The following is a 14218-nucleotide window of genomic DNA, read 5'->3' as shown; positions in this document are numbered from 1 at the left end:
AAACTTGACGAGAAATAGCACCAAGACAGAATATACCGGCAAGGAAAAAGCGGCCATGCTGCTGATTTCGTTAGGACCTGAAAAGTCTGCCGAGATATTTAAACACTTAAAGGAAGACGAAATAGAGCAGCTTACACTGGAAATAGCCAATATACGTGCGGTAACTCCTGATGAAAAAGAAAGGATTCTGGATGAATTCTACCAGATATGTCTTGCTCAGGAGTATATTGCCGAAGGTGGTATCGGCTACGCAAAGGATATACTTGAAAAGGCGTTGGGTACTCAGAAAGCTGTTGATATTATAAATAAACTCACTGTTTCCTTACAGGTCCGGCCTTTTGATTTTGTAAGAAAAACCGACCCATCCCAGCTTTTAAACTTTATTCAGGGTGAGCACCCGCAGACAATTGCGCTGATACTGGCATATTTAAAGCCGCACCAGGCCTCCGTTGTCCTTTCGGCCTTACCGCAGGACAAGCAGGCCGATGTTGCCAGAAGAGTCGCAACAATGGACAGAACCTCACCTGATGTAATAAAGGAAGTGGAACGAATACTTGAAAAGAAGCTGTCTTCACTTGTAACTGAAGATTATACGGCTGCCGGTGGTGTTCAATCCATAGTCGACATATTGAACTCTGTTGACAGGGGTACTGAAAAGTTTATTATGGAAACTCTTGAAATTGAAGATACAGATCTGGCCGAAGAAATTAAAAGACGTATGTTTGTATTCGAAGATATACTCACCTTGGATGGCAGATCAATTCAGAGATTTCTCAGGGAAGTTGACAACAATCAGCTTGCAGTTGCTCTCAAGGGTGCGACCGACGATGTGCAGAAGCTTATATTTGCAAATATGTCCAAGCGCTTGAGTGAAATGATAAGGGAAGACCTTGAATTTATGGGACCTGTTAGACTTAAGGATGTTGAAGAAGCACAGCAGAAGATTGTCAATATCATCCGTAAGTTAGAGGATGCAGGTGAGATAGTTATTTCCAGAGGCGGAGGAGATGAAATAATTGTCTAATAACAAGATATTTAAAAATAATCAGGTTAATTTGGGAATCCCATTTTTGGTAAAATCACCTGTAACCTATCAGCCTCCGGTTTTACGGGTAAATAATCCCGGCAGGGAGATCGGTCAGGCACGGCAGGAAGAGCTTCCGAAAGTGGATTACCAGGCTATGGGAGAAGAAATCTTAAATAAAGCAAAAATCGAAGCAGATTACATAATAAAGGAAGCACTTCTGGAGGCTAAGGATATTATATCAAAAGCTTCGGTTGAAGTGCAGGAATTAAGGGATAAGGCTTTGCAGGAGGCCGGAGAAGAAGGTTATAATGTCGGCATTGCCCAGGCTCAGGAAGAGTATGAGGGCTTGCTCCGGGAGGCAAGGGAAATAAAAGAGCAGGCAGGAATGGAATACAGACAGGTATTGGATTCGTTGGAGTCGGATGCGGTCAATACAATCATTGATATTGCCAGAAAAGTCATAAGCAAAGAACTTCAATGTAAGGAAAATATCCTGCTTCTGGTGAAGGAGGCCTTTGAAAAGTGTTCAAAGGATCATAAGGCCATGCTTAAGTTATCCGAGCAGGACTTTGATTATGTCAATGAAAACAAGGAACAGCTTGCCAACATGCTTCAAAGATCTGAAGAAATTGAGATAAAAAAAGATCTGTCCTTAAAGGAAGGCGGCTGTGTCATAGAAACACCTTTTGGAAGCATAGATGCCGGCACCGATACAAAATTTGAGAAAATTGTTGATGATTTTGAAGAGCTGCTGGAAGAAAAAATCAGTTAAGGTACGCATATGTGTACCTTGAACTATTTACTAAACTTTTGTCCGGGAGGTCACGATTATAGTGATAGACCTTAAAAAGTACCGAGATGCGTTAGGGACTAAAGATTATATTGACTATATAGGTAAAGTATCAAAGGTTGTAGGTCTTACTATAGAGGCCGATGGTCCCCAGGCCAGTATCGGCGATTTATGCCATATACACGTGTCGAAGGGCGGACCGCTTAAGGCGGAAGTAGTAGGGTTTAAGGATGAAAAGGTACTTCTCATGCCACTGGGGGACATGACGGGAATAAGTCCCGGATGTACAGTTACCGCAAATGGTGACATCCTGAAGGTAGCAGTTGGAGAAGAACTTATAGGCAGAGTTCTGGACGGGCTTGGCAGACCTATGGATGATAAGGGCCCTGTGAACACCAAAAATTTTTACAGGACCGACAACAAACCTCCGAATCCCATGACAAGGAAGAGAATAACCGAACCTTTGCCTTTAGGGGTCAGAGCGATAGATGGACTCCTTACAATCGGCAAGGGTCAGAGAGTGGGGATTTTTGCAGGCAGCGGCGTCGGTAAAAGTACTCTGATGGGTATGATAGCACGTAATACCAAAGCCGATATCAATGTAATCGCACTTATAGGGGAACGAGGAAGAGAAGTCCGGGAATTTATAGAAAGAGATCTGACTGAAGAAGGTTTGGCAAGATCTGTAGTAGTGGTTGCAACCTCCGATCAGCCTGCACTCATAAGACTGAAAGGCGCAATGGTCGCCACAGCCATAGCCGAATATTTCAGGGACAGGGGAAAGGATGTACTGCTCCTGATGGATTCCCTTACCAGATATGCAATGGCTCAGAGGGAAGTCGGGCTTTCCATAGGAGAACCTCCTGTGTCGCGTGGGTATACTCCGTCGGTATTTTCAGTTTTCCCCAAACTGCTGGAGAGAGCGGGAACTGATGTGAAGGGTTCCATTACCGGCCTGTATACCGTTCTGGTTGACGGTGATGATATGACAGAGCCGGTTACAGATACAGCAAGAGGAATATTGGACGGTCACATTGTGTTGTCGAGAGCCCTTGCCAATAAAAATCACTATCCTTCAATAGATGTGCTGGCCAGTGTCAGCAGGGTAATGGGTGATATTATCGATAAAGAGCACAAAAAAAGTGCTTCGGATATAAAAAAGACCATGGCCATCCACAGGGATGCGGAAGATCTCATAAACATCGGAGCCTATGTAAAAGGCAGCAATGACAAGATTGACTATGCCATAGAATGTATTGATGATATAACTGCTTTTTTGCAGCAGGAAACAGATCACAAGGTGTCCTTTGATGAAGTACATGAAAATATATTGAATCTGCTTAAGTGATCACAAACAATATCTGCTGTATATTAAAGCTTGGAATTTAGAAGATCGGAATTGCCGGGAGGTGTGGGAGTGCAGAAATTTGGTTTCAGACTTGAATCAGTGCTTAAACTCAGAACTCAAATTGAAGACAATGCAAAAAACAACCTTGCCCGGGCCGCAAGAGAACTGGAGTACCAGAGGGAATGCCTGAATGAACTGGAGGATATTAAAGAAGCATCAATGACTAGCCTTTCTTCGGCAGTTGATCAGGGGATTCCCGTATACCAGGTGAAGAATTATAACGGTTTCTTTGCTTTAATGAAAAATAAGATTGTATCACAGAAAGAAAATGTAAATAATGCACAAAATGATGTCGATATAAATAGAGGAGCTCTCATCAAGGCAATGCAGGAACGCAAAATCATAGAGAAACTGAAAGAAAAAAAATATGAGGAATATTTAAAAGAAGAAAATAAATCAGAACAGCTTTTAATAGATGAATTAAACAGCTATAAATTCAAAGACGGTTCAGGAGAGAAAAATGCCCGATAAAAAAAATGCCGAAATACCGGAAGTTGAAGAAAGTTCAAAAAAATTAAATAAAAAGCCGGTTACTGATAAGGAAGGTCCTCAGAAGAACAGTATTCTGTTTTATGTTTTATCCATTGTGGCAGCTTTATTACTTGTTTTTTTGATTGTGGGAGGCGCATTCTTTTTTGCCATTAAGAACAATGTTAACGGGATTGCCGACAATATGAGAGATACCATACAAAAGATACCGGTAATGAATTTGGCACTTCCGGACAAGCCGGAACCTGAGGACGAAAAAAATATGACTGAAGAGCAGGTAAGACAGAAATATACCCAGGTAAGAGCTGATAAATCGGCACTTGAAAAGCAGGTGGATGAACTGAATGGCCAGGTTGAAAAACTGAGCAGCCAGCTATCCGCAAAGGACACCGATTCATCACTTCTGCAGCAGCAGAGACAGACAGCTGAAGCAGCCCAGCAGAAACAGGCTGCCGAATATGAAGCATTAAAGAAAGACTACGATGAGATGTCGGCCGTTATAGCTAAAGGAGATCCAAAAGCATATAAGGATTACTTTGACAAGATTGATCCCAAGGTAGCTGCCGATTTATATGAAAAGGTGCTCAAGGATCAGAAAATGAACGATGAAGTGAAGAAATATGTATCCATTTATGAAAATATGGATGCATCGGCTGTAGCTGGAGTTATGGAACAGATGGGAACAGGAAAGATGTCTTTGATAATTGAGATAATGAAAAATCTCAAAAAGGAGACAACAGCCGAAATTTTGACTGAAATGACTCCGGATTTTGCTGCAAAGGTGACCGAAGAGTTGGCAAAGGTCTATAATGTGGGAACTTCCAGCCAGCAGAAATAACGCTTACAAGGTTAATAGAGGGTAAGGCGGCAGCCTGCTCCTATTATATAGAAGAAAAATGCATTGAAAGGAGGTGAAAAAATGATTTCATATAATAACGCACCAATGCTCATGGTTTCCCAGAACAATGACAATTCACTGGTGAACCTGAAGGCAAGAACTTCCCAGGGCTCTTCTTCATCTGACTTTAAATCGGTATTTGATAAGACATTAAACAATTCGTCCAATTCTGCAAAGAATACATCCAATGCTCTGAATTCAAATAATGACGGACAGGCTTCCGGGAATGCCGAGGTGAAGCCGAAGTACAATTCCTTCAGGGATGTACAGGCTGAAAGAGCAGCCGTTTCAAATCAGTCAAATGTCAGGAAAGTGTCGGGCGGAGCGCAGTCAGAAGGACTTGATACAGTATCTGGGACCATGACAAAAGAGGATAAATACGATGATCAAATCGTATTGCTTGCTCAAATGTTTGGAATATCACCCAACGAATTGATGAAGCTGGCAAAGCAGCTTGGTTTTTCTGCCGAAGATCTTAAAGATGTGAAGAAACTTGCCCTTTTTGTTCAAAAGCTGGGAGATGTACTGGAACTTAATGATTCTCAAAAAGAGATATTGTTAAAAATGGCGGAGGAAGCAGGCAGGCAGGCTGGAGCAGTTGAAAAAACCGCAGATGCCGGAGCCGCAGAATCAACTGTTAAAACCGCCGCTTCTGACAACGGTACGGGTCTTGATGCCGATAAGCTGGCCAAACTGTCGGCTGACTTAAAAGCTAAAATTGACGCTATGATCAAAGAGGGAAAAACCGATTCTGAATCAATCAGCTCGGAGATTTCAAAAATTCTTGCTTCTATGAAGGCACAGGCACAGAACAGGGTCAGTGTGAGCAGCGTTTCGGACAACCCTTCGGAAATTTCCTTAAAACCGGAAAACACAGCTGAAAATATCGGTGTTAAACCGGAAATAAAGAAAGAGACCAAAACAGACGGGGCTGAAGAGAATGTGACTGTAAAAGAAGCAGCAGCTTCCGATAAAGCAGCTTCAGCGGTTGATACCAAATCCGCGGGAGTTCAGGTCAACGTGTCCAACGACCAGAATCAGCAGCAGAATGTGCAGGTGTTCGGAGATGTAAAGGTCAATATGGCCAATACCCAGAATACCGTTACAAAATCCGAGTTTACAATGCCGCAGCCGGTCAGAACGACCGAAGTCATGAATCAGGTGGTTGAAAATGCAAAAGTCATACTGGGCCAGGACAAGTCTGAAATGGTTATCCAGCTGAAGCCTGACCATCTGGGCAAGCTTGAGTTGAAAGTTGTTACAGAACAGGGTATCGTTGCTGCAAAGTTTATTGCTGAAAACCAGAAGGTTAAGGAAATAATTGAAACCAATATGCAGCTGCTCAAGGATTCACTTGAGAAACAGGGTATTTCAATTGACTCTGTCAGCGTTCAGGTGGGCCAGGACAGAAAAGGCGATTATCAGCAGCAAAATTCCTATGCAGGCAAAAGCAGCGGTTCGGCAGACAGGGTCAAGCATGGGGAGGGCAGGCAGGAAGGTATTGGAGTAACCGGAAATATTCTGGAGACTTTACCTGAAAGACTCGCTCAATATTCATATGAAACCAATACAATCAATCTGACAGCATAGAGGAAGGAGGTTTGGAATGGCAACAGGCAATGTATCAAATAATCCGACAATAGATCAGATTATTCAAAGCACCCAGAGCAAGAAGGAAACCAGAAAAACCGGCGGAGAGCTTGGAAAGGACGATTTTCTGAACCTGCTGGTAACGCAGCTCAGATATCAGGATCCTCTGGAACCTACAAACGACAAGGAATTTATTGCACAGATGGCACAGTTCAGTTCTCTGGAACAGATGCAGAACATGAACGGGGTTTTGACAAAATCCCAGGCGTTCAATATGATAGGCAAGGATGTAACTGCCAATATTACCGATCCGAAGACTTTTGAGGTCAAAACCGTCACAGGTAACGTTACTACAGTTAAAATGAGGGACGGAAAGGCATTCCTGCTTGTAAACAATCAGGAGGTCGAAGCCGATAAGGTGGTTGAAGTAAATGACAGCATTTACAACACCTACAGCAACCTGTCGGAATATACAAACCTGATAGGCTTCAGAGTCAAAGGTGCTGTTTATGATTCATCCAATGGCAATCTGATCAACCTGAGCGGCGATGTAAAAGAGATCCAGAAAGGCGTTAATGAAGATTACGCGGTAATGGATGATGTTGATGTGGAAATAGCTGAGGTAACAGGTGCAAAATCAACAAGTCCTGCTTATACCAAGGACTATCTGGAACAGAATCTGGGCAAGGAAGTAAAGATAACCATCAAGGATTCCGAAACCGGCAGCAAGGTTCCTGTAACAGCAACGTTGAAGAGCTATAATCTTGATGAGAAGACAGGAAAGATTACAGCAGTTCTTGACGATTTGTATGTTTCAGTGTACAGCGTATCAAATATCAGGAAACAGGAGGCCGGAACCGGAGAACAGGAGACACCGGCAGAAGACGGCACAACCGGAAATTGAAAGAAGGTGAGTTATGGTGATTAACAATAATTTTCCAAACAGGATAATTAATTCGCCTTTAACACCCGGAAGAATTCAGACAAACGGTGTAAAAAATAACAATACCGCTAATGTTAACGGAGTTGGTTTTGAAAATATCCTGCAGCAGGCAATAGACAAGACTGGGGCAGTAAAATTTTCAAAACATGCTGAGATGAGAATGCAGGCCAGAAATATTGATCTGACACAGACTCAAAAGGACAAGATAAACAACGCAGTCTCCATGGCTCAGCAAAAAGGCGTAAAAGATTCATTGGTGATACTGGACAATATGGCTTTTGTGGTTAATGTACCAAGTAAAACTGTCATTACCGCAGTAAACAACAATGAGTTGAAGGAAAATGTTTTTACAAATATCGACGGTGCAATTTTTGCATGACAACAATCAGCTGGACCCTTAGGGGAAGCTGAAAAGGGTTCCCGAATGACGGACGGAACCCGGGATAACCTAAAATAGGGGGTCACTTAATTATGATGAGATCAATGTTTTCTGGTGTGTCGGGACTAAGAGCACACCAGACAAGAATGGACGTTATTGGTAATAACGTTGCCAACGTAAACACAGTTGGCTTTAAGTCAGGGAGAGTAACTTTCCAGGAAGTGTTCAACCAGACTTTAAGAGGTGCAGGCGCACCTGACGCAGCGCTGGGCAGAGGGGGTACCAACCCCATGCAGATCGGTCTGGGTACAGGTGTCGGAGCTATCGACACAATGATGACAAGAGGAAGCTCACAGAGAACCGACAATCCAACCGACCTGTCAATTGAAGGAGAAGGCTTCTTCATTGTAAAAGGTTCAAATGCCGATACCTTCAAGTTTACAAGAGCAGGCAACTTCGGTCTTGACAAGCTGGGCAACCTTGTATCGGGCAGCGGCATGAATGTGTACGGGTGGATGAAATATGACAGACTGCCTGACGGAACGATAAAATACGACACAGAATCCGAAATCGGACCCATTAACCTGTACAATGATGAATTCAATGGAAACAAGAGAGTTATTGCACCAAAGGCTACCACAAATGCCGTATTTTCAGGAAATTTAAATTCGTCGATTAAAACTGATCCTACAATGCTTGATCCACAAAAACCTTCAGAGGGCCAGTTTTCAGTTCCATTTACCGCCTACGATAGCTTAGGAAATTCCCATGAATTCTCTATATGCTATTGGAATACGTCAGATGGTACTACTAATACGTGGAATTATAAGGTGTTTGAGAAAACTATAGACCCTGATACTGGTGAAGTAGGATATGATGAAGTATCTGGTACTACCACTCCACTTACATTTGACGCTAATGGAAAGTTTCAGCCTCCAACTGAACCTGACGAATTATTAATCACAGACTTAGGCAATGGAGCAGCTGAATTGAAAATAACTCTTGACTTCTCCAACGTCACCATGTTCTCGGCCGACTGTTCGGTTAAACCTACCAATATTGACGGGTATACAACCGGTAATCTGGTTACCTTCAACATAGGTTCCGACGGAGTACTGACAGGTATATACAGCAACGGGCAGCAGCAGCCTCTGGGAATGGTTGCACTGGCCAGCTTCTCAAATCCTGCGGGCTTGCAGAAGATAGGCGATAACCTGTTTATCCCGACTACCAATTCAGGTGACTTTACAAAGGGACTTCAGGCAGGTTCGGAGGGCGTGGGCTCACTGAGTCCGGGTACGCTTGAAATGTCGAATGTTGACCTTTCAAGAGAGTTTACCGATATGATCATTACGCAGAGAGGGTTCCAGGCAAACAGCAGAATTATAACAACTTCTGATGAAATGCTCCAGGAACTGGTAAACTTAAAGAGGTAAATTAAATAGTATTACAGCCATGGATCCCGGGTAAGACCTTGGGTCCATGGTAGTAGTAAAATAATGTTTTTAGTCTTATTTTGTAAGTTTTAAGGAATTTATCTATTGTCTTTTTGGAGTAAAAATATTATGATTAGATTAACTAAGCTAAACAGGTCTTCCTTTGTGCTGAACTGTGAATTGATTGAAACTGTAGAAAGTACACCCGATACAGTTATTTCCACAATAAACTGTAAAAAATATGTCGTTCTCGAAAGTGTTGATGAAGTGATTGACAAGGTGATACAATACAAAGGAAATATTATCAAAATAAAAGAAATTTCGACTTGATTTTTACTTTAGTTATTTTGATTTAGACGTTAATAATTATTGCTAATGTATTATTATAGCTAAAACGTTAAGGGGGAAAAAATTTTGGAAGGAAAAAGCAGTTATTTTATTTTACTGGTTATTGTTGCATTTCTTTCAATATCGCTTGCTTTCCTTGCAATAGGATATTTCTTTTTCGACAGCCATGGCTCAACTCCTGAGAAAGAGATAGTTATGGTGACAGAAAAGATTCCAACCGATGATGAACTTGCAAATAAGGTAATTTTTGAAAAAACCAACTTTAATCTTAAGAAAACCAATGACAAACAGGTTGCTGTAATCGTTTTAAGTGCATGCATGAAGCATTACAAAAAAGTAGATGGAATGAAATCCGAGGAAGAAATAGCTGCAAAGATAGATTTCTACAACAAGGAGATAAACTCTGCCATAGGTACTTACTTCCAGGGTTTGACACTTGAGGATGTCAGTCAGGCAGATGCCAAACAAAAAGCCTCCGAGGATTTGAAAAAGATAATAAATGATATTTTGATTAATAACGATAAAAAGGCTAGTCCTCTTGTTTACTCCATAGTTTTTGATTACTGGTTTTATCAATAGGAGGTGAGCTGATTGGGAGATATACTATCTCAAAATGAGATTGATGAACTGTTGAAAGCACTTACCACAGGGGATATAGACGTACAGCAGATTCAAACCACCAAAACTGAAAAGAAAGTAAAATTACATGACTTTAAGAAGCCACCGAAGTTTGCCAATGACCATAAGAGAACTTTACAGTTTATAAACGAAAATTACGCCAGACTGGTTCAGACCTTTTTATCAGGATATTTAAGGTCACTGGTGCAGGTGGACGTTTTATCGGTAGATGCACTGCAGTACAGTGAATTCAGCAATTCACTGGCAAATCCGGTAGTATTGGGAATTGTGGACTTCAGTCCTCTGAACGGCTCGGTTATTTTTGAAATGGATCCAAGTATAGCCTATTCCTTGATAGACAGGATACTTGGAGGCCGGGGATCTGCCATGGAAAGAGTCCGGTCTTTTACCGAAATTGAGCTGGCAATACTGGAGCGGATTATAATACAAATTTTAAACCTGATGCGTGAACCTTGGGAAAGCATTATTTCAGTAAAACCAAGGCTGGAGAAAATTGAAACCAACGCACAGTTTGCTCAAATAATTCACCCAAATGAAATGGTTGCCCTGATTACTCTCAATGTAGTAGTCGGCGAAGTGAAGGGTATGATTAACATATGCATACCGCATATGACTGTTGAGCCAATAATGCCAAAGCTCAGTACAAAGCTTTGGTTCACAAATATTGAAAATGAAAAGACTGAACATAATAAGCAGGATATTGAGTTCAAGATTGAAAATACATTGGTTCCTGTGAGAGCTGTTTTAGGAAAGACGGTAATAAACATAGGCGAGTTCCTTGATCTTCAGAAAGGTGACGTTTTGCCGCTTGAAACGAGTATAAACGGAGATTTGGAGATACTGGTGGGAGATTTGCCGAAGTTTTTAGCAAAACCTGGTGTTAAAAAGAATAAAATTGCAGTGAAAATTACAGAAGTGATTAGAAGGGAGGAAGAATAGAATGGGAGATATGCTTACACAAGCAGAAATTGACGCCTTATTAAATGGCACTTCCTCTTCGGATGAATCCACGGATAATGTTGGCGGCGCCGGCTCAAATGATGGTTTATCGACTCAGGAAATAGATGCCTTGGGAGAGATTGGCAATATAAGTATGGGTACTTCTGCTACAACCTTATTTACCCTGTTGTCTCAGAAAGTTACCATCACCACTCCAAATGTTTCGTTAACTTCATGGTCTGATCTTTCCAAGAGTTATTCTTCACAATATGTTGCGGTAAAAGTTGAGTATACCGATGGATTGATAGGGAGCAACCTTTTGATATTAAAGCAGGATGACGTTAAAATCATTACTGATTTAATGATGGGCGGAGAAGGAGTAATAGCTGAAGGTGAGCTTACCGATCTGCATTTAAGTGCCATCAGTGAAGCTATGAACCAGATGATAGGTTCTTCTGCCACATCCATGTCTTCAATGTTTTCAAAGAGAATAGACATCTCACCTCCGAAAGCTTTCGTTGTTAGTTTTGGTAACGGAGATCCCTTCGGGGAATTTGAAATGAATGATGTCCTTGTAAAAATTGCATTCAAGATGGTAGTGGGTACGTTGATTGACAGTGAAATAATGCAGCTGCTTCCAATGAAGTTTGCCAAGGAGCTGGTCAACAGCCTGCTCAATTCTGAAAAAGCCAAGGCCGCTCCCGAACCGGAAATGCCTGCGGCTCCCCAGCCACAAGCCCAGCCTGCCATGCAGCAGCCGGTTATGCAGCAACCTGTAATGCAACAGCCGGTCATGCAACAGCCTGTTATGCAGCAGCCAATGATGCAACAACCCATGATGCAGCAGCCAATGCAGGGTTATGGGTATGATATGGGCTATCAGGACATGCAAAGGCCGAGAAATCCGGTAAGTGTGCAGCCTGTTCAGTTCCAGGCTTTTGATGACGGTTTGTCCGCATCTGAAAAGAAAAACATAAGCCTTATAATGGACTTACCTCTGCAGGTGACTGTTGAATTGGGTCGGACTCAGAAGCTTATAAGAGATATTTTAGAGTTCGGTTCAGGTTCAATAATTGAATTGGATAAGCTTGCAGGAGAGCCAGTTGATATATTGGTAAACGGAAAAGCTATTGCTAAGGGAGAAGTTGTAGTAATTGATGAAAGCTTTGGTGTAAGAATTACAGATATAATTCATCCATCAAAACGATTATAATTTATGAAAATTAACGAATAGTTAAGGAGAGAGCGTTATGGGGAAAAGTATATTAATTGTTGACGATGCGGCATTTATGAGGATGATGATCAAGGATATATTATCCAAGAATGGCTATGATATAGCAGCAGATGTCGACAATGGATTAAAAGCTATAGAGAAATACAAGGAACTTACTCCTGACTTGGTTATTATGGATATAACAATGCCTGAAATGGACGGGGTAACAGCTGTCAGGGAAATAAAAAAATTACATAGTGACGCCAAAATCATAATGTGTTCAGCTATGGGACAGCAAGCAATGGTTATTGAATCAATACAAGCAGGCGCAAGAGACTTCATTGTTAAACCATTCCAGGCAGACCGCGTTGTTGAGGCGGTTAAAAAAGTTATAGGTTAATGGTCAGATAAACATTTAATGAAAATATCCTGCTGATTGTAATAAATTTATATGGCTCGGTTTCTCCACTGCTATATGATTTTTGTTAGATAACAGCAGGATATTTTATAGTAAATGGATCTTTAACCTTCAAAAATCTGGTGGCAAATAAGTTTTGTTAAAAATTTATTTCATTGCGGCTCAAAATCATAATATGCTCTTGGAGGTTACTATGGATCAAATTTTCAGGTATTTTACAGTAATCCTGGCATTTTTAGTTGTTATGGGCATTTTACTGTTGACAACAAAATATCTGACATATAAGTCAAAGAAGATGATGAAGGGCAACTATATGCAAATAATAGAGTCCCTCAGTCTTGGAGTCAATAACAGATTACATCTCGTGAAAGTGGATAAGGAATTTTTTATACTTTCTGCTTCAAACAAGAATGTGGAGTTTTTGGCCAGAGTTAATATCAGTGATTTTGAAGAAGCAGAAATCAAAAATCCCATATCCGAGGTCATAGATTTCAAATCTGTTTTAAAGAAATATATTCGTGGGTTCAATTCCGGGAATGCGGCAGCTGCTGCCGAAACAAAGCCTGCTGAAACCGTAGTTGATAAAGTGCCGGAAAATTTTCAACGGGATTCAAATGATGACAAGTTCAAGAACAATCTTGAGAAACTGAAACACATAACCAACAGTATGAACGATAGACGGGGATAAAATGAACAAGAAAAGTAAAATTAAAAAGTTTATCTTTATAACATGTATTATGGTAGTTGTTTTTTGTCTGATGGGCGGACAGGCTATGGCTGAACCCAGTATTTCTGTTACACAGGACGGAATAAATATCGGTGCGTCTCAAAATCCGAAGGATGTTTCGTCCAGTATTCAGCTTTTGTTAATGCTCACAGTGCTGGCCGTCGCTCCTTCAATTCTTATAATGATGACAGGTTTTACAAGAATAATTGTCATCCTGTCATTTTTGAGAAATGCCCTTGGTACACAGCAAATGCCGCCAAATCAGGTTATAATAGGTCTGGCTTTATTTATAACATTTTTTGTTATGACTCCGGTGCTTGCAGATATAAATGATAATGCTTTTCAGCCTTATTCCAAAGGTGAAATTACGTCGCAGCAGGCTATTGAAAAAAGTTCTGACACTATAAAAACGTGGATGGTAAAACAGATTTTCAGCAATAAGAGGGAGAAGGACCTGGAACTATTTATGACATTGAGCGGTCAGAAAGACCCCATTAAGGTTCAGGATGCTTCAAAGCTGTCATTGACAATAGTGGCACCGGCTTTTTTGATCAGTGAGCTCATGGTTGCCTTTAAATTTGGATTTTTAATATTTTTGCCGTTTCTGATTATTGACATTGTTGTTTCAAGTACTTTGATGTCCCTTGAATGAAAAAGTAAATTCCAGTTTTAAAAAGTTTAAATAGAATTTAGTCTTACATAAATTCCACCACCTGATATAGAATTAAATTGGTTTCCATATCCGCAGTGAAAGGAGTTAATTATGTCTGACTTAATACCAGGAAACCAAAAGCATCTTACCCTAGATAACAGAGTTTTTATTGAAAAATCACTAGACAACAAATTACCTTTTAAAGAGATTGCGAAATATTTATGTAAAGATCCTACTACTATTTCAAAAGAGGTCAAAAGGCATCGTGCTCTTACTCCTAGAAACGATTTTGTATCTCCTAATCACTGTGTTCATCGTGGTA

The 14218-nt window shown here is 40.9% G+C and carries 17 protein-coding genes; all 17 read left to right on the top strand.

Going from position 1 to position 14218, the window contains the following annotated elements:
- The first annotated feature begins 4 nt into the window (after positions 1-4).
- Positions 5-1024 carry a flagellar motor switch protein FliG gene (gene fliG / locus T344_RS0115950; RefSeq protein WP_004626989.1) on the top strand — a complete coding sequence of 340 codons (1020 nt, stop codon included), beginning with the start codon at positions 5-7 and terminating at the stop codon, positions 1022-1024.
- A complete protein-coding gene (locus T344_RS0115945; protein WP_027629543.1) occupies positions 1017-1799 on the top strand; it encodes a FliH/SctL family protein in 783 nt (260 codons plus the stop codon). The genes fliG and T344_RS0115945 overlap by 8 nt, the downstream gene beginning before the upstream one ends.
- A 61-nt stretch (positions 1800-1860) precedes the next feature.
- Positions 1861-3165, top strand: a complete 1305-nt coding sequence (gene fliI / locus T344_RS0115940; protein ID WP_027629542.1) for a flagellar protein export ATPase FliI — start codon at positions 1861-1863, stop codon at positions 3163-3165.
- Between the two features lie 69 nt (positions 3166-3234).
- Positions 3235-3696: a flagellar export protein FliJ gene (gene fliJ, locus T344_RS0115935; RefSeq protein ID WP_004626987.1), complete on the top strand. Its 462-nt coding sequence runs from the start codon at positions 3235-3237 to the stop codon at positions 3694-3696.
- Entirely contained in the window at positions 3686-4552 is an 867-nt protein-coding gene (locus T344_RS0115930; RefSeq protein WP_004626983.1) for a MotE family protein, read from the top strand. The genes fliJ and T344_RS0115930 overlap by 11 nt, the downstream gene beginning before the upstream one ends.
- 81 nt (positions 4553-4633) lie before the next feature.
- Positions 4634-6202, top strand: coding sequence for a flagellar hook-length control protein FliK (locus T344_RS0115925; protein ID WP_034861817.1), 1569 nt, complete (start codon positions 4634-4636; stop codon positions 6200-6202).
- 16 nt (positions 6203-6218) lie between these two features.
- Positions 6219-7106 carry a flagellar hook capping FlgD N-terminal domain-containing protein gene (locus T344_RS28445; protein ID WP_034861814.1) on the top strand — a complete coding sequence of 296 codons (888 nt, stop codon included), beginning with the start codon at positions 6219-6221 and terminating at the stop codon, positions 7104-7106.
- Positions 7107-7119: 13 nt separating this feature from the next.
- Complete coding sequence (locus tag T344_RS0115915) at positions 7120-7524, top strand: TIGR02530 family flagellar biosynthesis protein (RefSeq protein WP_027629540.1); 405 nt, start codon at positions 7120-7122, stop codon at positions 7522-7524.
- A 92-nt stretch (positions 7525-7616) separates the two neighbouring features.
- Complete coding sequence (locus T344_RS0115910) at positions 7617-8960, top strand: flagellar hook protein FlgE (RefSeq protein WP_027629539.1); 1344 nt, start codon at positions 7617-7619, stop codon at positions 8958-8960.
- Between the two features lie 129 nt (positions 8961-9089).
- Complete coding sequence (locus T344_RS0115905) at positions 9090-9290, top strand: flagellar FlbD family protein (RefSeq protein WP_027629538.1); 201 nt, start codon at positions 9090-9092, stop codon at positions 9288-9290.
- A gap of 84 nt (positions 9291-9374) precedes the next feature.
- Positions 9375-9887, top strand: coding sequence for a flagellar basal body-associated FliL family protein (locus tag T344_RS0115900; RefSeq protein ID WP_027629537.1), 513 nt, complete (start codon positions 9375-9377; stop codon positions 9885-9887).
- Between the two features lie 12 nt (positions 9888-9899).
- Positions 9900-10886 (top strand): flagellar motor switch protein FliM, encoded by a 987-nt coding sequence (fliM, locus tag T344_RS0115895; RefSeq protein WP_027629536.1) that lies wholly within the window; start codon positions 9900-9902, stop codon positions 10884-10886.
- Position 10887: 1 nt separating this feature from the next.
- The gene (gene fliY, locus T344_RS0115890; protein WP_027629535.1) at positions 10888-12099 is read left to right on the top strand and encodes a flagellar motor switch phosphatase FliY; all 1212 of its coding nucleotides are present in this window, start codon (positions 10888-10890) and stop codon (positions 12097-12099) included.
- A gap of 37 nt (positions 12100-12136) precedes the next feature.
- Positions 12137-12499, top strand: coding sequence for a response regulator (locus T344_RS0115885; RefSeq protein ID WP_004626232.1), 363 nt, complete (start codon positions 12137-12139; stop codon positions 12497-12499).
- 211 nt (positions 12500-12710) lie between these two features.
- Positions 12711-13205 (top strand): flagellar biosynthetic protein FliO, encoded by a 495-nt coding sequence (locus T344_RS0115880; RefSeq protein WP_084331254.1) that lies wholly within the window; start codon positions 12711-12713, stop codon positions 13203-13205.
- Between the two features lies 1 nt (position 13206).
- A complete protein-coding gene (locus tag T344_RS28440) occupies positions 13207-13896 on the top strand; it encodes a flagellar type III secretion system pore protein FliP (RefSeq protein ID WP_242842095.1) in 690 nt (229 codons plus the stop codon).
- 111 nt (positions 13897-14007) lie between these two features.
- Positions 14008-14218, top strand: a 211-nt coding sequence (locus tag T344_RS0115870; RefSeq protein ID WP_027629533.1) for a helix-turn-helix domain-containing protein, incomplete at its 3' end; no start/stop codon positions are given.

Origin of the sequence: Ruminiclostridium cellobioparum DSM 1351 = ATCC 15832 (assembly GCF_000621505.1) — a bacterium.
Lineage (GTDB): Bacteria > Bacillota > Clostridia > Acetivibrionales > DSM-1351 > Ruminiclostridium > Ruminiclostridium cellobioparum.
Note: the sequence above shows the minus strand (reverse complement) of the source record. Positions and strands in the feature narration are given on the sequence as shown.